Source organism: Enterobacter chinensis, from assembly GCF_034008295.1.
Classification (GTDB): Bacteria; Pseudomonadota; Gammaproteobacteria; order Enterobacterales; family Enterobacteriaceae; genus Enterobacter; species Enterobacter chinensis.
Genome location: NZ_JARDVI010000001.1, coordinates 302140 through 325919 on the forward strand (window position 1 = coordinate 302140; position 23780 = coordinate 325919).

Annotated in this window: 22 protein-coding genes; 10 read left to right on the forward strand and 12 right to left on the reverse strand. The window is 55.9% G+C overall.

The genetic code is table 11. The annotated features are described in order from the left end of the window. Window positions 1-400 precede the first annotated feature (400 nt). Both pntA and pntB read left to right on the forward strand, forming a co-directional pair. On the forward strand, window positions 401-1930 hold the full coding sequence (gene pntA, locus PYW49_RS01560) for a Re/Si-specific NAD(P)(+) transhydrogenase subunit alpha (RefSeq protein ID WP_320385432.1): 1530 nt from the start codon (window positions 401-403) through the stop codon (window positions 1928-1930). A gap of 10 nt (window positions 1931-1940) precedes the next feature. Continuing rightward, complete coding sequence (pntB, locus tag PYW49_RS01565; RefSeq protein ID WP_059312357.1) at window positions 1941-3329, forward strand: Re/Si-specific NAD(P)(+) transhydrogenase subunit beta; 1389 nt, start codon at window positions 1941-1943, stop codon at window positions 3327-3329. A gap of 122 nt (window positions 3330-3451) precedes the next feature. On the opposite strand, the gene uspE is transcribed toward pntB, so the two are convergent. The 7 genes from uspE to PYW49_RS01600 form a co-directional block, all read right to left on the reverse strand. Then, entirely contained in the window at window positions 3452-4402 is a 951-nt protein-coding gene (gene uspE, locus PYW49_RS01570; RefSeq protein WP_134350053.1) for a universal stress protein UspE, read from the reverse strand. Window positions 4403-4511: 109 nt separating this feature from the next. Continuing rightward, entirely contained in the window at window positions 4512-4694 is a 183-nt protein-coding gene (locus tag PYW49_RS01575; protein WP_014883604.1) for a hypothetical protein, read from the reverse strand. Between the two features lie 146 nt (window positions 4695-4840). Then, window positions 4841-5593: a fumarate/nitrate reduction transcriptional regulator Fnr gene (gene fnr / locus PYW49_RS01580; RefSeq protein ID WP_006174991.1), complete on the reverse strand. Its 753-nt coding sequence runs from the start codon at window positions 5591-5593 to the stop codon at window positions 4841-4843. A 183-nt stretch (window positions 5594-5776) separates the two neighbouring features. After that, a complete protein-coding gene (gene ogt / locus PYW49_RS01585) occupies window positions 5777-6292 on the reverse strand; it encodes a methylated-DNA--[protein]-cysteine S-methyltransferase (protein ID WP_320385433.1) in 516 nt (171 codons plus the stop codon). Window positions 6293-6302: 10 nt separating this feature from the next. Then, the gene (abgT, locus tag PYW49_RS01590) at window positions 6303-7829 is read right to left on the reverse strand and encodes a p-aminobenzoyl-glutamate transporter (protein ID WP_134350055.1); all 1527 of its coding nucleotides are present in this window, start codon (window positions 7827-7829) and stop codon (window positions 6303-6305) included. Window positions 7830-7880: 51 nt separating this feature from the next. Continuing rightward, window positions 7881-9326: a M20 family metallopeptidase gene (locus PYW49_RS01595; RefSeq protein WP_320385434.1), complete on the reverse strand. Its 1446-nt coding sequence runs from the start codon at window positions 9324-9326 to the stop codon at window positions 7881-7883. Further along, entirely contained in the window at window positions 9326-10636 is a 1311-nt protein-coding gene (locus PYW49_RS01600; RefSeq protein ID WP_320385435.1) for a M20 family metallo-hydrolase, read from the reverse strand. Before PYW49_RS01600 ends, PYW49_RS01595 begins: the two co-directional genes overlap by 1 nt. 175 nt (window positions 10637-10811) lie before the next feature. Here PYW49_RS01600 and PYW49_RS01605 point away from each other — a divergent pair, with 175 nt between their 5' ends. Both PYW49_RS01605 and smrA read left to right on the forward strand, forming a co-directional pair. Beyond that, window positions 10812-11723 (forward strand): LysR family transcriptional regulator, encoded by a 912-nt coding sequence (locus PYW49_RS01605; protein ID WP_134350058.1) that lies wholly within the window; start codon window positions 10812-10814, stop codon window positions 11721-11723. A 356-nt stretch (window positions 11724-12079) separates the two neighbouring features. Then, window positions 12080-12643, forward strand: a complete 564-nt coding sequence (gene smrA / locus PYW49_RS01610) for a DNA endonuclease SmrA (RefSeq protein ID WP_320385436.1) — start codon at window positions 12080-12082, stop codon at window positions 12641-12643. A 27-nt stretch (window positions 12644-12670) separates the two neighbouring features. Here the strand turns inward: smrA and tcp are convergent, their stop codons facing one another. Next, the gene (gene tcp / locus PYW49_RS01615) at window positions 12671-14332 is read right to left on the reverse strand and encodes a methyl-accepting chemotaxis citrate transducer (protein WP_320385437.1); all 1662 of its coding nucleotides are present in this window, start codon (window positions 14330-14332) and stop codon (window positions 12671-12673) included. Window positions 14333-14475: 143 nt separating this feature from the next. On the opposite strand from tcp, the gene PYW49_RS01620 reads away from it, so the two are divergent. The 3 genes from PYW49_RS01620 (at window position 14476) to umuC (ending at window position 17350) form a co-directional block, all read left to right on the forward strand. After that, the gene (locus tag PYW49_RS01620) at window positions 14476-15342 is read left to right on the forward strand and encodes an aldo/keto reductase family oxidoreductase (RefSeq protein ID WP_134350061.1); all 867 of its coding nucleotides are present in this window, start codon (window positions 14476-14478) and stop codon (window positions 15340-15342) included. Window positions 15343-15669: 327 nt separating this feature from the next. After that, a complete protein-coding gene (gene umuD / locus PYW49_RS01625) occupies window positions 15670-16104 on the forward strand; it encodes a translesion error-prone DNA polymerase V autoproteolytic subunit (RefSeq protein ID WP_134350062.1) in 435 nt (144 codons plus the stop codon). Further along, complete coding sequence (gene umuC, locus PYW49_RS01630; RefSeq protein ID WP_134350063.1) at window positions 16088-17350, forward strand: translesion error-prone DNA polymerase V subunit UmuC; 1263 nt, start codon at window positions 16088-16090, stop codon at window positions 17348-17350. Before umuD ends, umuC begins: the two co-directional genes overlap by 17 nt. Window positions 17351-17362: 12 nt before the next feature. On the opposite strand, the gene PYW49_RS01635 is transcribed toward umuC, so the two are convergent. Together PYW49_RS01635 and PYW49_RS01640 are read right to left on the reverse strand one after the other, a co-directional pair. Further along, window positions 17363-17632, reverse strand: coding sequence for a hypothetical protein (locus PYW49_RS01635; protein ID WP_134350064.1), 270 nt, complete (start codon window positions 17630-17632; stop codon window positions 17363-17365). A gap of 68 nt (window positions 17633-17700) precedes the next feature. Then, entirely contained in the window at window positions 17701-18603 is a 903-nt protein-coding gene (locus PYW49_RS01640) for a LysR family transcriptional regulator (RefSeq protein ID WP_320385438.1), read from the reverse strand. A gap of 97 nt (window positions 18604-18700) precedes the next feature. Between PYW49_RS01640 and PYW49_RS01645 the strand changes: the two genes are divergently transcribed. Further along, a complete protein-coding gene (locus PYW49_RS01645; protein WP_320385439.1) occupies window positions 18701-19756 on the forward strand; it encodes an SDR family oxidoreductase in 1056 nt (351 codons plus the stop codon). Window positions 19757-19831: 75 nt separating this feature from the next. After that, window positions 19832-20278, forward strand: a complete 447-nt coding sequence (locus PYW49_RS01650) for a hypothetical protein (protein ID WP_320385440.1) — start codon at window positions 19832-19834, stop codon at window positions 20276-20278. A 66-nt stretch (window positions 20279-20344) separates the two neighbouring features. Here PYW49_RS01650 and PYW49_RS01655 read toward each other — a convergent pair whose 3' ends face one another. Next, on the reverse strand, window positions 20345-21325 hold the full coding sequence (locus PYW49_RS01655) for an NAD(P)H-dependent flavin oxidoreductase (protein WP_320385441.1): 981 nt from the start codon (window positions 21323-21325) through the stop codon (window positions 20345-20347). 135 nt (window positions 21326-21460) lie between these two features. Between PYW49_RS01655 and PYW49_RS01660 the strand changes: the two genes are divergently transcribed. After that, window positions 21461-22345 carry a LysR family transcriptional regulator gene (locus PYW49_RS01660; protein WP_320385442.1) on the forward strand — a complete coding sequence of 295 codons (885 nt, stop codon included), beginning with the start codon at window positions 21461-21463 and terminating at the stop codon, window positions 22343-22345. On the opposite strand, the gene PYW49_RS01665 is transcribed toward PYW49_RS01660, so the two are convergent. Continuing rightward, window positions 22317-23771 (reverse strand): aminotransferase-like domain-containing protein, encoded by a 1455-nt coding sequence (locus tag PYW49_RS01665; protein ID WP_320385443.1) that lies wholly within the window; start codon window positions 23769-23771, stop codon window positions 22317-22319. The two genes, PYW49_RS01660 and PYW49_RS01665, sit on opposite strands and share 29 nt — an antisense overlap. Between the last annotated feature and the right edge of the window lie 9 nt (window positions 23772-23780).

Consider the following 23780-nt stretch of genomic DNA (forward strand, 5'->3'; position numbering starts at 1 on the left):
GATAACATTTAGTGATATGTTGAAAAAACAGGCGTTTGACAAGTAAAACTGATAAAGCATATGACTTTTACAAGTTAATTTAATGTTAATGAGTTGTTCTCTTATGGCGCTATATCATGTTTTTACCGCTTCGCTTGCGCGATTTATCGGTTCCGGCGATGAATTTAAGGTAAATATCACTGTCAGTGACGCCGATCGCTTATTTTTCACAGATAAAGTAAGAAATAGTGTTTTCTGACGGTAGATCGCAGGCGCTATTTTCAGTAGGTTATAGACAGTTTGTTACTGTTTTATTTTCCGGGGTTAATCATATCTCGTTGTTCACGCGACGGTGAAAATTGATACAAACCGCGGGCATTTATCGATAAACCATCATCAAAAACCGATGGAAGGGAAAACTATGCGTATTGGGGTACCAAAAGAACGGTTAGCCAATGAAACCCGCGTAGCGGCAACACCGAAAACGGTGGAGCAACTGCTTAAACTGGGTTTTACCGTCGCGATTGAAAGCGGCGCGGGCAAACTGGCGAGTTTCGATGACGAGGCCTTTATCCAGGCTGGCGCGGAAGTGGTCGACGGTGCTGACGTCTGGCAGTCGCCGGTTATTCTGAAGGTAAACGCACCGGAAGAGAGTGAGATTGCGCTGCTGAATCCGGGAACGACGCTGGTGAGCTTTATCTGGCCTGCGCAAAATCCTGTGCTGATGGAGAAGCTGGCCTCCCGTGGCGTGACGGTGATGGCGATGGACTCCGTGCCGCGTATTTCGCGCGCGCAGTCTCTGGATGCCTTAAGCTCCATGGCAAACATTGCCGGCTACCGCGCCATTGTGGAAGCTGCCCACGAGTTTGGTCGCTTCTTTACGGGTCAAATCACGGCTGCGGGTAAAGTTCCTCCGGCAAAAGTGATGGTGATTGGTGCGGGCGTGGCGGGTCTTGCCGCAATCGGTGCGGCAAACAGCCTGGGCGCTATCGTGCGCGCGTTTGACACCCGTCCGGAAGTGAAGGAGCAGGTCCAGAGTATGGGGGCCGAATTCCTTGAGCTGGACTTTAAGGAAGAAGCAGGCAGCGGTGACGGTTACGCGAAGGTGATGTCCGAAGCCTTTATCAAAGCCGAAATGGCACTCTTCGCCGCCCAGGCAAAAGAGGTCGACATTATTGTCACCACCGCGCTGATCCCGGGTAAACCGGCGCCGAAGCTAATCACCCGTGAGATGGTTGATTCCATGCAGCCGGGCAGCGTGATCGTCGACCTGGCCGCGCAAAACGGCGGTAACTGCGAATATACCGTGCCGAATCAGGTGACCACGACCGCTAACGGCGTGAAGGTGATCGGTTATACCGATCTGCCGGGTCGCCTGCCTACACAGTCTTCTCAGCTGTACGGTACTAACCTTGTCAACCTGCTGAAGCTGCTTTGCAAAGAGAAAGACGGCAACATCACCGTTGATTTTGACGATGTGGTGGTGCGCGGTGTCACCGTGGTCCGTGAAGGTGAAATCACCTGGCCTGCGCCACCTATTCAGGTTTCTGCCCAGCCTCAGGCCGCTCCAAAAGCGGCGCCAGAGCCTAAAGAACCCGCCAAACCGGCTTCCCCGTGGCGCAAATACGCGATCATGGCGCTGGTGATTATTCTGTTCGGCTGGCTGGCTGACGTCGCGCCGAAAGAGTTCCTCGGCCACTTTACCGTCTTCGCGCTCTCCTGCGTCGTAGGGTATTACGTGGTGTGGAACGTCTCTCATGCGCTGCATACGCCGCTGATGTCGGTAACCAACGCTATTTCCGGGATCATTGTCGTGGGGGCGTTACTGCAGATTGGTCACGGCGGCTGGATCAGCTTCCTGAGCTTTATCGCGGTGCTGATCGCCAGTATCAATATTTTCGGTGGTTTCACCGTGACTCAGCGCATGCTGAAAATGTTTCGTAAAGGCTAAGGGGTAGCATATGTCTGGAGGATTAGTAACAGCTGCATACATTGTTGCTGCAATCCTGTTTATTTTCAGTCTGGCGGGGCTTTCCAAACACGAAACGTCTCAGCAGGGAAATAACTTTGGTATCGCCGGGATGGCGATTGCGCTGATTGCCACCATCTTCGGGCCGGACACCGGCAACGTGGCATGGATCCTGGTGGCGATGATCATCGGTGGCGCGATTGGTATTCGCCTGGCAAAACGCGTTGAAATGACCGAAATGCCGGAGCTGGTTGCCATTCTGCACAGCTTCGTGGGTCTGGCCGCGGTGCTGGTGGGCTTCAACAGCTACCTGTACCACACGCCGGGCCTGGAACCGATTCTGGTGAACATCCACCTGACGGAAGTGTTCCTCGGTATCTTCATCGGTGCGGTCACCTTCACCGGCTCCATTGTTGCGTTCGGCAAACTGCGCGGGAAGATCTCCTCTAAACCGCTGATGCTGCCAAACCGTCATAAGCTGAACCTGGCGGCGCTGGTGGTTTCGTTTGTGCTGCTGGTGGTCTTCGTGCGTACCGAAAGCGTGGGTCTGCAGGTGCTGGCGTTACTGGTAATGACCATTATTGCGCTGGCGTTTGGCTGGCATCTGGTGGCGTCCATCGGTGGTGCGGATATGCCAGTGGTCGTGTCGATGCTGAACTCCTACTCCGGTTGGGCGGCGGCGGCGGCGGGCTTTATGCTGAGCAACGACCTGCTGATTGTCACCGGTGCGCTGGTGGGTTCTTCGGGTGCGATTCTGTCTTACATCATGTGTAAGGCAATGAACCGTTCGTTCATCAGCGTTATCGCCGGTGGTTTCGGTACCGACGGAGCTTCTTCCAGTGCGGATGAAGAAGTAGGTGAGCACCGTGAAATTTCAGCGGAAGATACCGCAGACATGCTGAAAAACTCGCATACGGTCATTATCACCCCGGGCTACGGCATGGCGGTGGCGCAGGCGCAGTATCCGGTTGCGGAGATCACAGAGAAGCTGCGCGCGCGGGGTATCAAGGTTCGCTTTGGTATTCACCCGGTGGCAGGACGTCTGCCTGGCCATATGAACGTGCTGCTGGCGGAAGCGAAAGTGCCATACGACATCGTGCTCGAAATGGATGAAATCAACGATGATTTCTCTGATACCGACACGGTCCTGGTCATTGGTGCCAACGATACCGTTAACCCTGCTGCACAGGACGATCCGGGTAGCCCAATTGCCGGGATGCCGGTTCTGGAAGTGTGGAAGGCGCAGAACGTGATCGTCTTTAAACGCTCCATGAATACCGGTTATGCCGGGGTTCAGAACCCGCTGTTCTTCAAAGAGAACACCCACATGCTGTTTGGTGATGCCAAAGCCAGCGTGGATGCGATTCTGAAATCACTCTGACAGAGTAAAGCCCGGTGGCGCAAGCTTACCGGGCCTGGCAAACCTGTAGGCTGGGTAAGGCGAAGCCGCCACCCGGCAAAAAAAAACCGCCGGTTCCCCGACGGTTTTTTTCATCTTGCCAGTCAATCGTCTTCCGGATCGTCCAGCTCAACCGGCGTCTGGTACTCATCCGGCTTAATAACCAGCAGGTCGCAACGCAGATGGTCGATCACCTGTTCAGCCGTATTGCCGAGGAACGCGGCAGAAATACCGGTCCGACCTATGGTACCCAGCACCACAATCCCGGCCTGCAGATGTTCGGCTAAATCCGGGATCACCTCTTCAGGCAGCCCTTTTTCTACGTGGGTCATTTTTTCATCAATACTGAATTTCTGACGCAGCGCTTTCATGGCCAGCAGGTGCTGACCGCGGATCGCGTCGTTGTACACGCTCGGGTCAAATTCAGGCAGCTCAATGGCGATATTGATCGGGGTGACCGGGTAGGCGCCAACCAGATGCACTTCGGTGTGATTGACCTGGTCAGCAAGCTGGATTGTCTCCTTCACCAGCTTTTCGTTCAGCGAATTGTGATAGTCCTCTTCGCTGGCGAGGTTAACCGCCACGACGGCTTTCCCACCTTCAGGCCACGGCTGGTCTTTCACCATCCACACCGGACAAGGGCATTTACGCAGGAGATGCCAGTCGGTTGGGGTAAAGATCACGGACTCCAGCTTGTCGTGCTGGTGCGCCATCTTCAGCAGCAGGTCATGCCCACCGGCAACGATCTCCTGGATGATGGCTTCGAAAGGTCGGTTATGCCAGACCACTTTAATGTCAATGGGTATACCCGCTTCCAGGTAATATTTGGCCTGTTCACGGATCCACGCGGTACGCTGGCTGATGACGCCCTGACGCATAGCAGTGCGCTCGTCAGGCGACAGAAGGGTGGTCATCTCATACGAGAAGTCATAGATCGGCAAAAACGCTTTGATTTTGCCACCAATCCGTTGATGCAAATACACAGCACGTCGTAATGCCGGCTGATCGTCCTGGTTAGGATCGATAGCTACCAGCATGTTTTGATACTTGGCCATACAGGTCTCCTTACTACTGTCACCACAGTCTGTAATTAAAAGAGTAACCTATATATCCTGAATGAAACAGAGGGGAGGTTTTGCCAGATCAATAATTCATGAAAAATTATCAGAGGAATAGCACCGTCGTGGTGACCGCGATAAACGCAATAAACAGCAGCACCATCACCGCTATCGCAAAGGTCGTGGAGTCCTGAACGTAGGTTTTTTCCTCCCCCTTCATTGGGCCAACAAGCATGATCCAGATGAAGATAAAGGTCACTGAGGCAATCACGACTGAAACGAAAAACAAACTTTCTCTCAATTCATAACCTCAACGAGAACCTTTCGGGCGCTGTGTGGGGACGTGCTACGGTGAAAATATCTTGAAACGGAAGTGATTATACCAGACCAATAAATCACAAAAATTTATCAGTCTGGTCATCAACATGCGGAAAGTTATGCCACGTTGCGGGCATGCCCGGCAAGAACGGCCAGCGCTTCACCGTTTTCGATAGTGATGTATTTACCCTTAACGGCCAGCATACCGCTTTTCTGGAAACGGCCCAGCAGACGGCTGATGGTTTCCACGGTCAGGCCCAGGTAGTTACCGATATCGCCACGCGTCATGGTCAGACGGAACTCACGCGGCGAGAAGCCACGTTCGGCAAAGCGACGGGAGAGGTTGTAGATAAACGCAGCCAGGCGCTCTTCTGCATTCTTTTTGGAAAGCAGCAGAATCATGTCCTGATCGCCTTTGATCTCACCGCTCATCAGACGCATCATCTGCTGGCGCAGGTTAGGCATCTTACCGGACAGATCGTCCAGGGTTTCAAACGGGATTTCGCAAACCATCGAGGTTTCGAGTGCCTGAGCAAAGCTCGGGTGATGGCCTGTGCCGATGGCATCAAAGCCCACCAGGTCGCCCGCCAGATGGAAGCCGGTGATCTGCTCATCACCTTGTTCGGTGATGGTGTAGCTCTTGATGGTGCCAGAACGGATAGCATAGAGCGATTTCAGTTCGTCTCCCGCTTTAAACAGCGTCTGCCCTTTCTGAATAGGCTTTTTGCGCTCGATGATGTTATCAAGCTGATCGAGTTCATGCTCATTCAGGGTAAACGGGATACAGAGCTGGCTGATGCTGCAATCCTGGCAATGGATAGCACAACCGCCAGACTGAATGCGTCGTATAATTCGCTTTTCCGGGATCATAGGTTTGCTCAAGCCTTAATTGATATTGGTCAATTTTAACATCTTTTTGGTAAGTACGTAAGCCTGACAAACCCTCAATAAGGACAAGTGACGGCAACGTGTCGCCATCTTCTTGAAATTCCACAGCTTGATTATGGATTTTTAGCCTAACCGGAAGAAAATTAAGCACAAAAAGCCTGGGAACTAGAGCAAGAGATACCCTTCATGACGCAGTAACCACTCTTTTCGCTGCACCCCTCCGGCATAGCCGGTCAGGGTACCGTTGCGGCCAATCACGCGATGGCAGGGCACCACGATGCTGACCGGGTTGGAGCCGTTTGCGGCGCCCACTGCACGTGCTGCCCCTGCGCGACCTAGCTGTTCCGCGAGCTGCCCATAATGCATGACCTGTCCGCAGGGAATGGACCGCAGCGCTTGCCACACTTCGCGCTGAAAAGGCGTGCCTGCCGTGGCGGTTGGCAGGGTGTCAATGATGCTGAGATCGCCTTCGAAGTACGCCGCCAGCTTGTCGCTCAGTCCGCCCGGGTTGGTGGCGCGGATGCGTTCATACCCCTGTGAGCGGTAATGAATATCGAGCAGTTCTTCCATGCGGTTGCTGTGCTCTTCCCACTCAATGGCGCGCAGACAAAATTGCTCGTCCGCGATCACCCACAGCGGCCCAAGCGGCGTCGTAATCTTATCTTCGAGTAATCTCAGCATCCTCATTCCTTTAGTTCAGCCTCGGGGTGATCCCCGGCCCAATCGGGAGGCCGACAAGATACCATGCGACCAGCATCACCAGCCATACCCCTAAAAAGATAAGCGGGTAGGGTAAAACCAGCGAATAGTAGGTACCCAGTTTGGCCTCGGGTTTATAGCGCTGCAGGAAGCCTAAAAACAGCGGAACAAACGGTGAAACCGGCGCCAGCGGAATGACCGAGGAGTCCGCGATGCGGAACAGGATCTGCGCGAAGGCCGGATGGAACCCAAGCATCATAAACATCGGCACGAAAATCGGGGCCAGAATCGACCAGATGGCGGAGCCGCTGGCGATAAACATGCACAGCAGGGATGACAGCAGCGCCAGGCCGACAAACGCCGGTACACCGCTTAACCCGGCGGCCTCCAGCGCATCAGTCAGGCCAACGGCCATAAACTTGCCCATGTTGCTCCAGTTAAACATGGCAACGAATTGCGCCAGCGGGAATACCATCACAATAAAGCCAGCCATCTCTTTCATCGGCTCGATCATCAGCTGCGGCAGATCGCCCTGGCGGCGGATTTTGCCAGTGGCGATACCGTAGGCGAGCGAAACGACAAAGAAAAATAGAATAATCAGCGGCACAATGCCCTGGATAAACGGCGAGGGCAGGACGGTATGTTTAACCGGATCGCGCAATATCCCGTTTTCCGGCACCACCATCAGCGCCACCAGCGCGATAAAGGCCAGCGAGATAACGCCGGCCACGCGCAGGCCGAAGCGCTGCTCTTTGCTTAGCGTCTCGAGCTTTTCATCGCTACGGCCTTCCCATTTACCGAGGCGCGGCTCGATGATTTTATCGGTGATCAGCCCACCGACAATTGTCAAAACAATCACCGAGCTGGCCATAAAATACCAGTTGTCGATCACGCTGACGTGCATGGCCGCATCGATGGTTTTCGCCGCCTCCGTGCTGATGCCAGAGAGCAGCACGTCGGTGGTGACGATCAGCAGATTAGCGGTAAATCCGCAGCCCACGCCCGCAATCGCCGACAGCAGGCCTGCCACGGGGTGACGCCCGACGGCGAGGAAGATCAGCGCCCCCATCGGCGGCATGATCACCAGCGCGGCGTCGGAGGAGATATGGCTGAAGAAGGCGATAAACAGCACCATGTAACTGGCGTAACGCGCGCTGACGTGAGAGGCCATTTTCACCATCAGGGCTGGTAACAGGCCCACGCGCTCGGCGAGCCCGGCCCCCAGCACCAGCGCCAGAATGGCACCCAGCGGGGCGAAACCGCTGAAGTTTTTAATCACATTGGGTAAAAACCAGTGCAACCCCTCAATGCTCAGCAGGTTTTTCACCGCCACCAGGCTGCCGTCGGCCGGGCTGCGCACGCTAACGTCAAAGGCGGAGAGCGCGGCGGTAGCGACCATCAAAATCACAATCAGATAGATAAAAAGCAGGAAAGGGTGCGGCACTTTATTGCCGATCCTTTCAACCCAGCCATAGAGCTTACCGGATGGGGAATGCGAAGGTATGGATGACATACTCATGGGCGTTCCTCGGGAGTGTTGTGTTGTTGTGTTGTGTTGTGTTGTGTTTTTTTATTTTAAAGGTGACGGTGTCACGCCCTGTGGGATAGGACACACGTACGGTTTTTCTTGTATTTGTTGTTCAAACTCTTCACGGCATTTTTTCAGCAGAGCGGCATCCTGCAGCAGATTTAGCGCGGTTGCGCCCATGACTTTCCCTGCCAGCAGCATACCTTTGTGGGCAATGGAGGTTCGCCCCTGCGCCACCAGCTGCCAGGTGTGCAGAGGCGTGCCGACGGTAAAGCAGGGGCTGAAGCACTGGGCAACCGGCATTTTCCAGCTGACGTCACCCACGTCCGTTGAGCCCGCCAGCACGTTGTCGGTGATGGCATATGGGGCTATTTCATCCACCAGCAGCGTCTCCTGATGACGGCGGGCAAAGGCTTTCCCCGCTTCACCTCCTGTAGCGGCAATATTTTTGAGGCTGTTTTGCAGATCGTTTGGCGTCAGCGTGGCGCGGATCTCGCGGGCAAAGTCGCGTTCTTCTTCCGTCCAGGCCGGCGTGCCGTAGTGCTGCAGGGCGCGATACATCGCCGCCTCAAGCGTGCGGTTCGGCAGGTAGCTGGAGCAGGCTTTGTCAAAGCGGCACTCGACGGTGGTTTCGGTCATCATTGCCGCGCCCTGGGCGATTTTCTCGATACGTTCGTAAATTTGCTGCGCATCGGCCATCTCCGGGGCGCGGATCAGGTACAACACCTCGGCCTGCGCCTGCACCACGTTGGGCGAAATTCCGCCGGTATCGGTAATGGCATAATGGACGCGCGCCTTCTCAATGATGTGTTCGTTGAGGAAGTTGGTGCCGGTGGTCATCAGCGTTACGGCATCCAGCGCGCTGCGCCCCAGATGGGGAGAGTTGGCTGCATGCGCCGCCACGCCGTGAAAGCGCCACGCGGCCTGGATGTTAGCCAGCGTGCTGACGTTAAACATGCCGGCAAAGGCTTCCGGGTGCCAGGTGACGGCGGCATCGACGTCGTCAAACAGGCCTTCGCGCACCATAAAGGTTTTCCCGGAGCCGCCTTCTTCACCGGGACAGCCGTAAAAACGCACCGTCCCGCTGCCGCCGTGCTGCTCCAGCCAGCTTTTTACCGCCACCGCGCCCGCAAGCGCCGCGGTGCCTAAGAGGTTATGCCCGCAACCGTGGCCGTTAGCCCCCGGCGTGGCGGATTGCGCCGTTGCGCAGTGTGCCTGCTGGCTTAACCCTGCCAGCGCATCGTATTCACCGAGCAGGGCGATAACCGGTTTCCCGCTGCCGAAGCTGGCGATAAAGGCGTTGGGAATGCCGCCTGCTTCGCGCGTGAGCGTGAAACCTTCGGCTTCCAGCGCGCTGGCGAGCCGTTCGGCGGACCAGAACTCTTCAAAGCGGGTTTCAGGATGATCCCAAATCTCATCGGCAATATCGGTTAACGTGCGACATCGCGTGTCGATCGCATCGGCAATAAAAGCGTAGTTGTCCTGCATTACACACCTCGCGTCCACGGGAAATTGAGCGCAGTCCGCGCCAGCGTTTCGATGGCGATAGTCATGATCTGCTCATCGAAGTCGAATTTTTCGTTGTGATGTCCGGCGCTCAAATCTGTGCCAAACACCATATACGACGCCATGCCGCCGTTCTGCTGCACGCGGGCCATCATCAGCGTGGCGTCTTCGGAACCGGCCGGGGCTTTCACCTTATCGATCGCGTGAACAACCCCGGAAACCTGACTGGCCTGTTCGCGCAGATAATCAACCCAGGCCGGTGTCGGCGAGCTGGCGGTGGCGGCACCCATCAGGCGCATCTCTGCCTTAACGCCGTAGAGTGCGGCCGCGCCGTTAATAACTGCCTGCGCGCGTTCAAAGACATACTGATTAATCGCTTCGCTTTCGCCGCGCGTTTCAACCTTCATCAGGGCATTGGCAGGCACCACGTTGCGCCCGCTGCCCGCCTGCAGTACGCCAACGTTCACCCGGGACGCCCCTTCGCTGTGCGGGGCGATGCTGTGCAAGGCGATCGCGGCCTGTGCGGCGGCGAGCAGGGCGTTACGCCCGTCCTCCGGTTTACCGCCTGCGTGTGCGGCAACACCGGTAAAGCTCACGTCGAACTTGGTGGTCGCCATAAAGTTATCGCTGCCGCAGACCGTCGTCCCGGCAGGCACGCCGGTACCAATATGGATAGCCGTAAAATAGTCCACGTCGTCCAGCGCCCCGGCGGCAACCATGGCGCGCGCGCCGCGCGTCCCTTCTTCGGCTGGCTGGAAGATGAGCTTGATGGTCCCGCTGAGCTGCGCTTCCTTCTGCTTAAGTACCTGCGCCAGCCCCAGCCCAATCGTGGTGTGGCCGTCGTGTGCGCAGGCGTGCATCATGCCCGGATTGCAGGAGGCAAAACCGTCGCGGAATGGGTGATGGCTTTCATCGAGCGCTTCGCTTAAATCAAGGGCATCCATGTCCACGCGAAACGCCAGGGTGGGGCCAGGGCGGCCGGTATTGAGGGTCGCCACGATGCCGGTAAACCCGCCTTCAAACGGCGCCAGCCATTTCTCAGGCGCACCTTGTGCGCGGGCGCGGTCAAACTCTCGCGAAAGGGTGGCATTGTCGGGCAGCCCCATACGGCTCTCGGCATCCACCACGTCGCGGCCCATCGCCAGTTCGTAACCCAGCGAGTCCAGGACTTCCGCAACTTTCGCTGCGGTACGAAACTCTACCCAGCCGGATTCCGCAAAATGGTGAAAATCGCGACGCCATGCGCTCAGCTGCGGGGCTAACGTCTGGATGTACTGCGCCAGTGTGTCCATATCTGTTCCTGTCATCATTAAAATATGTGAACTGCTTCACGCTGTGATAGTTTTTACTTATCACTAACCGATTTTTCACAGTTTTAACCGTTCAGGAATTACCCTCGCACATCCCTTTCCATTAAAGTAGATGACAGTTTCTTTACTCTGATAAACAACGGTTATCGGTCGGGCTATGTCATTTCAGATTAAATTTCATCAAATCCGGGCGTTCGTTGAAGTCGCGCGTCAGGGCAGCATTCGCGGTGCCAGCAGGACGCTGAATCTTTCGCAGCCGGCGCTGACCAAATCCATTAAAGAGCTGGAGGAGGGCATGGCGGCGCAGCTTTTCGTGCGCAGGAGCAAGGGCGTCGCGTTAACCGAATGCGGTGAGGGCTTTTACCAGCGCGCGAGGTTGATTCTGGAAGAGTTGCGCGCGGCGCAGGATGATATCCGTCAGCGGCAGGGTGAACTGGCCGGGCAGATCAATATCGGGATGGGTGCCAGCGTTTCACGAAGCCTGATGCCTGCCGTTATCACTCGCTTTCATGCGCAACATCCGCAGGTCAAGGTACGGATTATGGAAGGGCAACTGGTGTCGATGATCAATGAATTACGCCAGGGTGAGCTGGATTTCACCATCAACACCTATTATCAGGGGCCTTATGACCACGAGTTTACGTTTGAAAAACTCTTCGAAAAGCCGTTTGCGGTATTTTGCCGTGAAGGGCACCCGGCAACGGGGGCAACCTCTATTAATGAACTGCTACATTATAACTGGACAATGCCGACGCCACGGGGAAGTTATTATAAGCAACTGGAAGAGGTATTTAGTCATCGCTCGCAAATACCGCGAATAGGCGTTGTCTGCGAAACCTTTTCCTCCTGTATTAGCCTGGTCGCGCAAAGCGATTTTTTAAGCATATTACCGCAGGAGTTGGGCTGTGACCCGCTGCTGGCGCACCGACTGGTCATGCTACCGGTTGTCGAATCGCTTCCAAAAGCAGCATATTATTTAATTCAGCGCCGTGATTCACGTCAGACGCCCCTTGCCGAATCATTAATTACGCAATTCAGAAGGGAAGCGAGGAAAATAGTTGTGGCGTGAAAAGCCGATCATAAAAAAACAGGGTCTGCCCGACATCTGACAGACCCTCCAGTACACACAGCAGTGCGTCCTTTCGCCAATCCTGAGTATTATTTCCATGAAGCAGGTTTATTTAGGTATAACACCTTTCCCGAAAAATGGAAGGGTATTGAGTATTTGATTTTACGAAAATTTAACACAAATCACTTATTTTACCTTTGCTGAAATTTTAGTTAAGTGATGTTTAAGTTCACTTTATAAATACTATATATATTCATCGGGTTAATATTTATGGCGCACGACGGCGTATAGCGGCGATTGAGGCCGGCCTCAGGCGCAGGTATAGTACCGTCCTCAGTTGTAGCCGGAGGATGTCCATGAACCCTGACGACAAATCATTTTTTCTTGACGCCATGGAAGATGTCCAGCCCCTGAAGCGCTGCGCGGATATTCACTGGCAGCCGAGCCGCAATACCCGGGCGCGCGAGGAGGTGGATAATGAACAGCTGGATAACTTCCTGACGCTGGATTTTCTTGACCTTCTGCCCCTCGAAGAGCCGCTGGCGTTCAGGCGCGAAGGAGTACAACAGGGCGTTATTGATAAGCTGCGCTCGGGCAAATACGCCCGCCAGGCCAGCTTAAACCTCCTGCGTCAGCCCGCCGAACGCTGCCGGCAGATGCTCTTTTCTTTCATTCGTCAGGCCGGGCGCGACGGGTTACGCAACCTGATTATCATTCACGGAAAAGGACGCGAGCAGAACTCACATCCTAACGTGGTGCGCAGCTATCTGGCGCGCTGGTTAACCGAGTTTGAGGAAGTGCAGGCTTTTTGCGTGGCGCTGCCACATCACGGCGGCAGCGGGGCATGCTATGTCTCGCTGCGCAAATCCGATGAAGCGAAACAGGAGAACTGGGAGCGGCACGCCAAGCGCAGCCGCTAGCGGGCGATATCCTCGCCCGCCTGAAACTCAGAACGTTTCCCAGTTGCTGTCGGTAGAGGCGGTTGTCGTTGCCGGGCGCAACAGCTGTGGCGTTTTCACATTGGCCGGGCGTGGGGCTACCGCTTTTTCTTTTCCGTTCAGACGAAACGCGGCCACTGCCTGGCGCAGCTGTTCGGACTGATCTTCCAGTGCCGCGGCCGCCGTGGCGGACTCCTGCACCAGCGCGGCGTTTTGCTGCGTCACGCTGTCCATTTGCGAAACGGCCAGGCTCACCTGTTCAATGCCGCGGCTCTGCTCGTCAGAGGCTGATGAAATCTCGCCCATAATGTCGGTTACGCGGGTGACGGCGGCGACGATTTCCTTCATGGTGGTGCCAGCCTCGCTAACCTGCTCAGAGCCGGTACTCACGCGGCTGACAGAGTTCTCTATCAGTCCTTTGATCTCTTTCGCCGCCTGTGCGCTGCGGCTCGCCAGCGTACGGACTTCGCCCGCAACCACCGCAAAGCCACGACCCTGTTCCCCGGCGCGTGCGGCTTCCACCGCCGCGTTAAGCGCCAGGATGTTCGTCTGGAATGCGATGCTATCAATCACGCCGGTAATATGCGCAATTTGCTGCGAGCTGTCGGCGATTTCGGTCATGGTTCTCACCACGTTATCCACCACGTGGCCGCCGCGCGCAGCGGTTTCAGAGGCGTTCTTCGCCAGCAGCGTAGCCTGACGGGCGTTATCGGAGTTCTGCTTAACCGTCGCCGTCAGCTCTTCCATGCTGGCGGCGGTCTCTTCAAGCGAGGCCGCCTGCTGCTCGGTGCGGGCGGAAAGATCGTTGCTCCCTGCGGCAATTTCGCCTGCGCCGGTGTAGATGGAATCTGTACTTCCGCGTACGGCGCTGACGGTGGTCACCAGCGACTGCTGCATCTCATGCAGGCCAGCGGCCAGCTGACCCATCTCATTGCGGCCGGAAAGCGCGATATCCTGCGTCAGATCGCCTCCTGCAATGGCGCGAATATGGTTCATAATGGTGTTGAGTGGTTTTAACAGCAGGTGTTGTAAACCCTGCCAGATAATCACCAGTACCGCGATAACGGCCAGCAGAATAGCGGCCAGCGTCCACTGCATCTGCGTGAAGCTGCTCTGGTTCTCTTCGGTGGCCGCCTTCAGCAGGGTGTTGTTTTCGGCGCGCCAGCGGTTATAGACCGCCTCCATATCGTCCTGAGCCTGCTGTGCGTCCAGATCGCCATAGGCCTGGTAGTTGTCGGCGCGCAGATACTCAATCGACAAACGCATCACTTCGTGCATCTGATTCCAGGATTTCTGCATCTCGTCGGTTAAGGCCGCATCCTGGCCCTTAACCTGCGGCAGTTTCTGCCACTCTTTGTTATAGGCTTCGGCTTTTGCCAGCGAGTCGCCTGCGGTGCCAAGCAATTTATTGATTGCCGCAAGGGAAGCCGGATCACGCTGGTTTTTCAGGTAGCGGATCGCCACACGGGTGACGGTGACGCGCGTTTTCACCAGCGTGTTCACGCTGTCGCTCAGGCTTTCCTGCTGGGCATTGAGTACGCCGGAGTTCTGGAAGTTATGGCGATCGTTGCTGACGGCAGAGTAGAACAACCCTCCCGTGACAACTTGCAACAGACAGAATATGGTGAGGGCAAAGATAATACCGGTAATCACGTGCAGATTTTTCAGCATGGCGGTCGTCCGTTAGAGAAGATGCAGGGGTACTTAATTACTATCGTCGTAGAGAATTTAAACTTTAATTAACTTGCGCTTAACTAAGGGCTCTTTGAAGGAACCTGTTGTAAACCCGGATCATTTTTATGAGGAAGGTCAACATGAGCAGCATTGATAAAAGCGGGACGTACGCGCTCGGAACGCGGACGGTTAAACGACTGGGCTATGGCGCGATGCAGCTGGCCGGGCCGGGCGTTTTTGGTCCTCCGAAGGATAAACAGGCCGCGCTGGACGTGTTACGCGAAGCTGTGGCAGCGGGGGTTAACCATATTGATACCAGTGATTTTTATGGCCCCCACGTGACGAACCAGCTGATCCGCGAGGCACTGCATCCTTACCGGGACGATCTGACGCTCGTCACCAAGATTGGTGCCCGTCGCGATAGCAAAGGCGCCTGGCTACCGGCGTTCTCCGCGCAGGAACTGACTCAGGCGGTGCATGACAACCTGCGTAATTTGCAGCTGGACGTGCTGGATGTGGTGAATCTGCGGATCATGTTTAGCGTGCACGGGCCGGCGGAAGGGTCGATTGCTGAACCGCTTTCCACCCTGGCAGAATTACAACAGCAGGGGCTGGTGCGTCATATTGGCCTGAGCAACGTCACGGCCACTCAGGTCGCGGAAGCGCAGAAGATGGTGCCGGTAGTGTGCGTGCAGAACATGTACAACATTGTGAACCGGGGCGACGACGCGCTGGTGGATCTGCTGGCGCAGCAGGGGGTGGCCTATGTGCCATTCTTCCCGCTGGGGGGCTTTACGCCACTGCAATCTTCCGGGCTACAGGCTGTTGCAGACTCACTGGGCGCGACGGCAATGCAGGTTGCGCTGGCATGGCTGCTGCAACGTTCCCCGAATATCCTGCTGATCCCAGGCACCTCTTCCGTGGCGCATCTGCGGCAAAACCTTGCGGCGGGCGAGCTGCGGTTACCGCCTGAGGCCCTGGAAACGCTGAATTCGCTGATGGACTGATCGTGACATACGCAAGGCCCGAAGGGCTTTGCGTGCTATATGATTTTATCTGACATTAAAGTCAATATTAAGTGATTCAATTTTTGTGAATTTACTTTTTTGCAAGTCACAAATAAGTCATTTTTTTGTGACTTTAAAATGACTTGTGTTATGAGGGCTATTAACGCTAACCAGGAAGAACCTGAGGCGAGTTCCGGACAGAGGATGCAGCTAAATTAAATCCGCTCAAACTTCAACGTGTTTGGGTTCGCTTCCGGAAATGACCTTGATCCCTGGCCACAATCCGTAATACTGTATTTATATACAGTATCTGGCGAGAAAGGCATTATGGACACTCTCTTTTCTTATCATCCAAACCAATGCATTGAATTACCTTTATTTTTAGAGCGTGTTGCCTGTGGTTTCCCCAGCCCGGCGCAGGATTATGTGGAAGATCGTCTCGATCTTAACCGGCTGGCAGTGAGACACCCCAGTGCGACCTATTTTATCAAGGTGAGCGGAGACTCCATGATTGGGGCGGGGATCGGCGACGGCGATCTGCTGGTGGTTGACCGTTCGTTAAACGCCGAACATGGGGATATCGTCGTCGCGTCGGTCGCCGGTGAGTTTACGGTGAAAGAGCTGCAGACCCGTCCGGTTCTGAGACTTATGCCACATAATGCCCGCTATCAGCCGATTACCTTTCAGTCCGAAGAGGAGCTGCAAATCTTCGGTGTCGTCACCCACACCCTCAAAACGCATAAACATGTTCGCGCTGGTTGATGTGAACAGCTTCTATGCCTCCTGCGAGAAGGTGTTCCGCCCCGATCTACAGGGGAAGCCCATCGTGGTGGTTTCCAATAATGACGGCTGCATTATTTCCCTGTCGCGGGAGGCAAAGCAGTTCGGCATAAAAATGGGTGAGCCATATTTTAAGTTCAAAGAGAAGGGCTATCCGTCGCGGGTTTACGTCTTTAGCTCGAACTATGCGCTGTATGCCGATCTCAGCAGTCGAGTGATGCAGACGCTGACCGATCTCGCCCCGGCAATAGAGATTTACTCGATTGATGAGGCGTTCGTGAACGTATCAGGAGTCAATAACTGCATATCGCTGGAAGCGTTTGGTCACCAGATGCGCACGCAGGTCTTTAAAAATACGGGCTTAACCGTTGGCGTCGGTATTGCCCCGACAAAAACGCTGGCGAAGCTGGCTAACTATGCGGCGAAGCGGTGGGCCGGCACCGGCGGCGTGGTCGATCTCTCTGATCGGGAGCGGCAGCGTAAGCTGCTGGCAAAGGTTGCGGTAGAGGAGGTGTGGGGCGTAGGGCGGCGCATCACGAAAAAGCTTAACGCGATGGGGGTTACCACGGCGCTGGATCTGGCGGAAGCGTCTTCCTGGGTCATTCGCAAACATTTTAACGTGGTGCTGGAACGCACGGCGCGCGAGCTTCGCGGTGAGCCCTGCCTTGACCTGGAAGAGTTCACCCCCACGAAGCAGCAAATTATCTGTAGCCGTTCGTTTGGACACCGTATTACCCAATATGAAGAGATGCATCAGGCGATTTGCGCCTACGCGGAGCGGGCAGCAGAAAAACTGCGTGGCGAGCATCAATATTGCCGTTTTATCAGCGTGTTTGTGCGCACCAGCCCGCATGCGGACAACGAAATTTATTACGGCAATCAGGCTTCGGTCACCCTGATGACGCCCACCAATGACTCGCGGGATATCATCCGTGCCGCCACGGAGGCGCTGGGGCGCATATGGCGCGACGGGTATCGCTATATGAAAGCCGGGGTGATGCTGGCGGACTTTTTCAGCAGCGGCGTCGCCCAGCTGAACCTGTTTGACGATAATCGTCTGCGCGCCAACAGCGCGGCGCTGATGGAGATAATCGACAGTTTAAATCATTCCGGCAAAGGGAAGGTGTGGTTTGCCGGGCAGGGTATTGAGAAATCCTGGGCGATGAAGCGTGAGATGCTGTCACCAGCCTATACGACACGGTACGCCGATTTACCGGTGGCGAGGTAGCGGATGGTTGCGTTATTTCTTTTGCGTCAACCAGGTTGCCGCAGCCGTCAGTACGCCGATCAACGGCATTTCGCCCGCCCCGGCCAGGAAGTTATGGCGATCGATTTCATTATTTCTGCGGATATCAGCAAGGCGGGTCAGCGCCTCTTTTTCATCCGCGGCGCCGATCTCCTCAAACTGTTTTTCAAACCCCTGAGCGATGAGCTGAGCAGCCGAGTCGGTGTTTGCACTCTCGATCGCAATGAGGTTCGGGCCTTTTTGGAAAAAACGGTAATCCGGCATACGTGCTCCAGATAGAGAAGAATACGGTGAAAATACTCTATTCCTTGCGGTTAAAAAACGCACGTGATTTACGGTGGAAACGATCGATTTTTCTTTATTATTTCAGGCAGTAATTGCTCAATCACGCCCACGACGCTCCGGACGCGTTGCGGAATGAAGCGGGCGTCAGGATAGACGGCATAAAGGAAGCGATCGGGTAACCGCCAGGCGGGTAATACCGGTACCAGCGTGCCGGCCTGTAGCGCGCGGGCCGCAAGGGGTCGCTGCATGCCGCCGATCCCGATGCCTGCCTCCAGCGCCTGCAGCAGCGCGTCGCTGGTATTGGCCCGAAAAACGGTGTTTACCTTCACGTCGAGGGTGTCCTCATCAGATATCAACTTCAGCGGAGCATCCGGCGGGATGCCGCTAAATCGTACGTGCGGCAGCGTCGCCAGCTCGCTGACGTCGTGCACCGCCTGAAAACCGAGGGCGGCAAATAGCGCGGTTTCAATACGCGCCAGCACGCGAGCCGCATGCGCCTGCGGGGGCTCGCTGCTCAGCCGTATCGCGACATCCACGCCCTCCGTCACCAGATCGGCAATGCGGTCATCAAGGGAAATCATCAGATGCAGTTCTGGATGCAGGCGTTGCAGCGCCAGTAAAGGGGGCAAAACAATCTGACCCAGGCCGCTCGGCAGCTGGACATGCACGCTTCCCTGAAATTTATGGTCAACGGGATTCAGCCGCCTTTCCGCTTCCCGCATGGCGTCCAGCAGCAGCTGCATGTCGCGCCGGTAACGTTCTCCCTGCTCGGTCAGCTTCATTGTGCGCGTTGTGCGATGCAGTAACACCACGCCGAGCTCTTGCTCAAGGGCGGCGATCTGCTGGCTAACGGCGGATTGTTTCATCCCGCTCTGGCGGGCGGCTGCCGAAAAGGAACCCGCCTGTGCAACGCAGAGAAAAGTGGAAATGGCGTTGAGCTTATTATTCATTTAATGGTTTTTCTGATAAGTGCCATCAGCTGTAAGGGATATCCGCTAAAAAAATAATATATGACACTGCGTCTGTCACCCATTCTGGAGAAATACCATGGATAAAAAGCAGCAACACAACGTCGCCCTGGTTGCGGGGGCCAGCGGCATTGTCGGCAGACAGCTTGTCAACACGCTCCTGCATCATCAGTGGGAGGTTATCGGCCTCAGTCGCCAGGCGGTAACCCATCCGGACGGCATTCCGATGGTGAACGTCGATTTACTGGATGCGCGGGACACTGCACGGGCGCTGCACTCCCTGCACGGTATCACCCATCTCTTTTACAGTGCCTGGGCGAATGCGGCGAACTGGACAGACATGGTTGAGCCGAACGTTACGATGCTGCGTAATCTGGTCAGCACCCTCGAAAAAACGGCACCTTTACAGACGGTAAGCCTGATGCAGGGATACAAAGTCTATGGTGCGCATCTGGGGCCGTTTAAAACCCCGGCGCGGGAAAGCGATCCCGGCGTACCGGGGGCCGAGTTTAACGCCGCGCAGCTCACATGGCTCAGCCAGTTTCAGCGGGGGAAAGGCTGGCACTGGAATGCCATCAGGCCGGGCGTGGTGGGAAGTGCTGTATCCGGCAATACCATGAACCTTGCGCTGAGCATCGCCCTGTACGCCTCACTGTGTAAGGCGCTGGGTTTACCGCTGCGTTTTCCCGGTTCGGAACAAGCCTGGCACAGCATCGTCGATCATACTGACGCCGGGCTGCTGGCCGAAGCAACGCTGTGGGCCGCCACGTCACCTGCGGCACAGAATCAGGCGTTCAACGTGAATAATGGCGATATCTGGCGCTGGAGCGAGCTGTGGCCGCGCATCGCACGCTGGTTTGAGCTGGACTCTGCGCCGCCGGTGAGATTGTCATTTCATCAGCTGTTTATGGACTATCGCGGCGTATGGCGCGACCTTGCCGGGGAACGGCTGGTGGAAGCGGATATTATGCAGCTGAGCGACGGGCATTTTGCCGATTTCGTCTTTAGCTGGGATTACGACATGTTCGGTGACGGGAGCAAGCTCCGGCGGTCGGGCTTCACGCGAATGCAGGCGACCGATGAGATGTTCTTCAGCCTGTTCGCGCAGCTGAGAGCCGCGCGGATTATTCCCTGACCGTAAGAGGTGTTGTCATCAACGATCGGCGCGTTATACTCACGTGTTGATAAAAAAGTATGGCGGGGCAGGGATATGCACGAGAGTTTAAAATTACTATCAGTCGCGCTGCCCCTTATTGCGCTTTTCATACTGTTAAGATTTTTTGTCAGACGCATTCGCCAGGCAAAATGCATTATTTCAGAGCGTAACGGGATGAAAAAGATATCTGCCAACCCCTCACTATTTGGCGGGAATGCAGGTAAAACCTGGTTTTATGATGACCAGTTTTTATATGAAGTTAAAAACAACGCCACCCGCAAGATTGCGCTGGCTAATATCATTAAAATCGGGCCGGGGAATACCGAGATAAATAGCAGACGGGTCTGGATTGTTATTTACCGTGACGGTGCTAATGAAAAGCAGGTGCAGTTTTATAACAATCTCACCCTCTGGAATCATAACTTCACGGCTTTTCTGGCTGCGGTGAAAACTGCCAATCCTGATGCTGTCGTTAAAGAACGCGCAATCCTCAATTTGTGAAAAACAACCGCAGACGGTGTGCGGACGCCGCTCTTGTGCAGCGTCCATAGCATCAGAGTTAAGGGCTTACTCAACCGTTAACGCGTTAACCACCTCTGCCACGCTTTTCACGCTCTGGATGTTCCCAATCCCCGTGCCGAGCGCGATATAACCTTCATCGGTGTTATCTTCCAGCATGCCCAGGCGCAGGCCCCGTAATCCGCCCATCGCCTTGCCCAGCGCTTCGTTGCTTGCGCCTGCTTTATCCATCGCCGCCAGTTTTTCCGCCAGCTTGCCGGGTAGAGAGCGGTAGTAATGGGGTACGGTGCGAAAAAGCAGCAAGTCGAGACCGTTGGCGGCAACAATTTTATCTTTGACCCCCTGCGGCACGCGGCTTTCTTCGGTACTGATAAACACCGAACCGGCAAATACGCCTTCAGCACCTAAGGCATGCGCCGCTCTGGCGGTGCGATTATCGGTAATACCGCCCGCCGCCATCACCGGAATATGCTTCACGGCATCGGCAATCAGCGGCACGATGGAAAAGGTGCCAAGCGCCGTTGCGGGTAACGTTCCGCCCTCGTCAAAACCGGTGGCGACAATAATGTCTGCTCCCATATCTTCTGCGAGGCGGGTGTTCTCCGGCGTGGGGTTGATATCGCGATAGATAATGGCGATACCCGCCTCTTTTAATTCGCTGAACAGCGCCGGAATAATGCTGCCTTCCCCATAGCCCGTATACACCACGACCCTGACGCCTTCTTCTTTCACCACCTGAAGAATAGGCCCTGTCCAGACGTCATTAACGGCTGTGGGGATCAGGTTCACGCCAAAGGGTTTTTCGGTCAGCCGTTTAGTTTTACGAATTTCTTCCCGCATTTTTTCGGCGGTCGCTTCCGGCGTGGAGACCGCGGTGTCGGCGGTTAAGCCCGCGTTGGGTCCCAGCACGCCGAGTCCGCCGGCATTGCTGACCGCAGCGACTAAACGGGCGTCAGTGAGCCAGGACAGCGGTCCCTGAATAACAGGTTTTTCGATACCCAGGATCTGGCAAATACGGTTATTTTTCATAGCAGACTCTTCCTCATGTTTGAATGGGGGAGAGTGTAGGGCGCAAGATTGTTAGGAAAAATAGCCAAAAACATTCATCACTGTTATAAAATTAATAACAATAATTTTATCCTGCTCGCGGCAAAACTATCCCTTATGCAAATAAACCTCTTTGAATCTATAAGAATTTTTATTGAGATTGTCGAGTCAGGGAGCCTTACCCAGGCATCGGAGAATCTGCAGGTCCATCGCCCGGCCGTTACCAAAGCGTTACAGCTTCTGGAGCAACACAGCGGAACGCGGCTACTGCAACGCACAACGCGTCGGATTAGCCTGACGCCGGATGGAGAAGCGTTTTATCGCCGGAGCAAACCCCTGCTGGCGCAGGCGGACGAATTACTGGAGTCGTTTGGTGCTGACCGGGCAATACACGGCCAGCTGCGTGTGGATATGCCCATCTCTTTTGCGGCGCTGCGGGTGATACCCAACCTGCCTGATTTTTATCGTCAGCATCCTGAGATTGACATCATTCTGAGCAGCTCTGACCGCCGTCGGGATATGCTGCGGGATGGTCTGGACTGCGTGCTGCGGGTGGGCGAGCTGGACGACGGCGACTATATCGCGCGTAAAATCGGGAACATTAAAATTACGACCTGTGCCAGCCCGGCCTGGCTGGCAAAACACGGTACGCCGGAAACGCTGGATGATTTACAGAATCATCAGGCCATCAACTGGATTAATAACAGCAGCAGAAAAATTCATCCGTGGACGTTTAGCACGCCAGAGGGCACCGCGGAGATTAGGCTGCCCGGTAAGCTTGTCGTGGATAACTCCGAGGCCTACATCGCGGCAGGCCTGGCCGGGCTGGGGTTGATGCAGGGGATGAATCTCTTTCTTCAGCCTTACATAGACCGCGGTCTTCTGGTTGAAGTTCTACCAGAGCATCGCTCTCCGGACCGCAAATTGTCACTGCTCTATCCACACCGCCACCTCTCCCGCAAGGTGCGGGTCTTTACCGAGTGGCTGGAGAGTCTGGTGTAAAAGCAGCCAGTTCATGGCACAGCGCGCCAATCTGTTCCACAGCGTTCAGCAGGCGGGGCGTGGGTTCGTTTGCGCAGTTTAGCCGCAGAAAATGCGTTAATTCTGCGCCAGGGGAAAAAAGGGGGCCAGGGCTGACGCCAATGCCCAGCGCCAGCGCACGACGATGCACCTCCAGCGCGTTGACCTGCTGAGGAAGTTCCACCCACAGCAGAAAACCGGCAGCGGGTACGTTAACGCGCGTACCGGGAGGGAAACTGGCCTCGACCCGCGCCACGACGGCGCGTATTCCCTCTGCGACCCGGCGCTTTAGCCGCCGCAGGTGACGATCGTAGTCGCCGCTTGCCAGCATCTCACTCGTCGCGGCTTCCAGCAGCGGCGTGCCAGCCCAGTCTCCGGCCATGCGGGCCTGTAAGACCTGCGGGTGGTAGCGTCCGGCGGCAATCCAGCCGATTCGCCAGCCCGGCGCAAGCGTTTTAGACAGGGAACTGCAGTAAATCACGTTCCCGCTGCGATCGAACGCTTTACAGGCCGGAGGACGCTGCCCCTCGCCGACCAGATCGCCGTAGACATCGTCCTCAATCAAAGGAATACCCGCCTCTTCAAGCAGGGACACAAGTTCCTGCTTGCGCGCGACGGGCATGCTGGCACCCAACGGGTTTTGCACGGTTGGAGAGGCCAGAACGGCAGCGGGGCGGTGGCAGCGAATGGCGTCAGCCAGCGGTTCCAGCAGCAGGCCTTCCACAGGATCGGTGGGGATCGCTAAGGCCTTCAGGCCTAAATCCTCCAGCAGCAGGAGCGTACCAAAGTAGGCTGGCTGCTCAATCGCCACGACATCGCCAGGCTGACACACCGCCCGAAGGGCCAGGCGTAGCGCCTGCGTCGCGCCCGCGGTGACGATAAGATCGTCCGCGCCGAAGCGGGCTCCCCACTGCGCAGCACGCGCGGCAATTTTACTGCGCAAATCTCCCCTTCCCGGAGGCAGGCTGTAGCTCTGCCCGTGCGCGTCCAGACGACGTCCCGCAGAGTGCAACGCCCGCTGCAGCGCATCTCCCGGCAGCCAGGCGGGATCGGGCAGGGCGGCGCCCAGCGGGATCAGTCGGGCTTCTGCACTGCTGAACAGCGACCGGGCCACGGCGGACATGGTGACGGGGACCGGGCCTGTCGGGGAACGCGCAGGCTCCACGCGCGGAGGGAGGCTGGTCTGGCGGATGTAATAACCTGAACGCGGCCGCGCAACGATCAGCCCTTCAGCCTCCAGGCAGCGAAGGGCCTCCAGCGCCGTCGGAAGGCTAACGTGCTCACGTTCAGCCAGTTTACGCGCGGAGATCATGCGGTCGCCGACGCGCAGCGCACCAGACGTCAGCGTGAGGCGCAGCATCTCAGCAATTCGGCGATAGTGTGGGGATGATTGTGACGGGGCAGACATGGGTATCTG

Excerpts from the sequence above, each read along its gene's own strand:
- PYW49_RS01605 (WP_134350058.1), top strand. The coding sequence starts at position 10,812 with ATGTCATTTCAGATTAAATTTCATCAAATCCGGGCGTTCGTTGAAGTC.
- ogt (WP_320385433.1), bottom strand. The coding sequence starts at position 6,292 with ATGCTGAGATTACTCGAAGATAAGATTACGACGCCGCTTGGGCCGCTG.
- fnr (WP_006174991.1), bottom strand. The coding sequence starts at position 5,593 with ATGATCCCGGAAAAGCGAATTATACGACGCATTCAGTCTGGCGGTTGT.
- abgT (WP_134350055.1), bottom strand. The coding sequence starts at position 7,829 with ATGAGTATGTCATCCATACCTTCGCATTCCCCATCCGGTAAGCTCTAT.
- PYW49_RS01645 (WP_320385439.1), top strand. The coding sequence starts at position 18,701 with ATGGATAAAAAGCAGCAACACAACGTCGCCCTGGTTGCGGGGGCCAGC.
- PYW49_RS01635 (WP_134350064.1), bottom strand. The coding sequence starts at position 17,632 with ATGCCGGATTACCGTTTTTTCCAAAAAGGCCCGAACCTCATTGCGATC.
- PYW49_RS01655 (WP_320385441.1), bottom strand. The coding sequence starts at position 21,325 with ATGAAAAATAACCGTATTTGCCAGATCCTGGGTATCGAAAAACCTGTT.
- PYW49_RS01665 (WP_320385443.1), bottom strand. The coding sequence starts at position 23,771 with ATGTCTGCCCCGTCACAATCATCCCCACACTATCGCCGAATTGCTGAG.
- PYW49_RS01620 (WP_134350061.1), top strand. The coding sequence starts at position 14,476 with ATGAGCAGCATTGATAAAAGCGGGACGTACGCGCTCGGAACGCGGACG.
- PYW49_RS01640 (WP_320385438.1), bottom strand. The coding sequence starts at position 18,603 with ATGAATAATAAGCTCAACGCCATTTCCACTTTTCTCTGCGTTGCACAG.
- pntA (WP_320385432.1), top strand. The coding sequence starts at position 401 with ATGCGTATTGGGGTACCAAAAGAACGGTTAGCCAATGAAACCCGCGTA.
- uspE (WP_134350053.1), bottom strand. The coding sequence starts at position 4,402 with ATGGCCAAGTATCAAAACATGCTGGTAGCTATCGATCCTAACCAGGAC.
- umuC (WP_134350063.1), top strand. The coding sequence starts at position 16,088 with ATGTTCGCGCTGGTTGATGTGAACAGCTTCTATGCCTCCTGCGAGAAG.
- PYW49_RS01600 (WP_320385435.1), bottom strand. The coding sequence starts at position 10,636 with ATGGACACACTGGCGCAGTACATCCAGACGTTAGCCCCGCAGCTGAGC.
- pntB (WP_059312357.1), top strand. The coding sequence starts at position 1,941 with ATGTCTGGAGGATTAGTAACAGCTGCATACATTGTTGCTGCAATCCTG.
- umuD (WP_134350062.1), top strand. The coding sequence starts at position 15,670 with ATGGACACTCTCTTTTCTTATCATCCAAACCAATGCATTGAATTACCT.
- PYW49_RS01595 (WP_320385434.1), bottom strand. The coding sequence starts at position 9,326 with ATGCAGGACAACTACGCTTTTATTGCCGATGCGATCGACACGCGATGT.
- PYW49_RS01660 (WP_320385442.1), top strand. The coding sequence starts at position 21,461 with ATGCAAATAAACCTCTTTGAATCTATAAGAATTTTTATTGAGATTGTC.
- tcp (WP_320385437.1), bottom strand. The coding sequence starts at position 14,332 with ATGCTGAAAAATCTGCACGTGATTACCGGTATTATCTTTGCCCTCACC.
- PYW49_RS01650 (WP_320385440.1), top strand. The coding sequence starts at position 19,832 with ATGCACGAGAGTTTAAAATTACTATCAGTCGCGCTGCCCCTTATTGCG.
- smrA (WP_320385436.1), top strand. The coding sequence starts at position 12,080 with ATGAACCCTGACGACAAATCATTTTTTCTTGACGCCATGGAAGATGTC.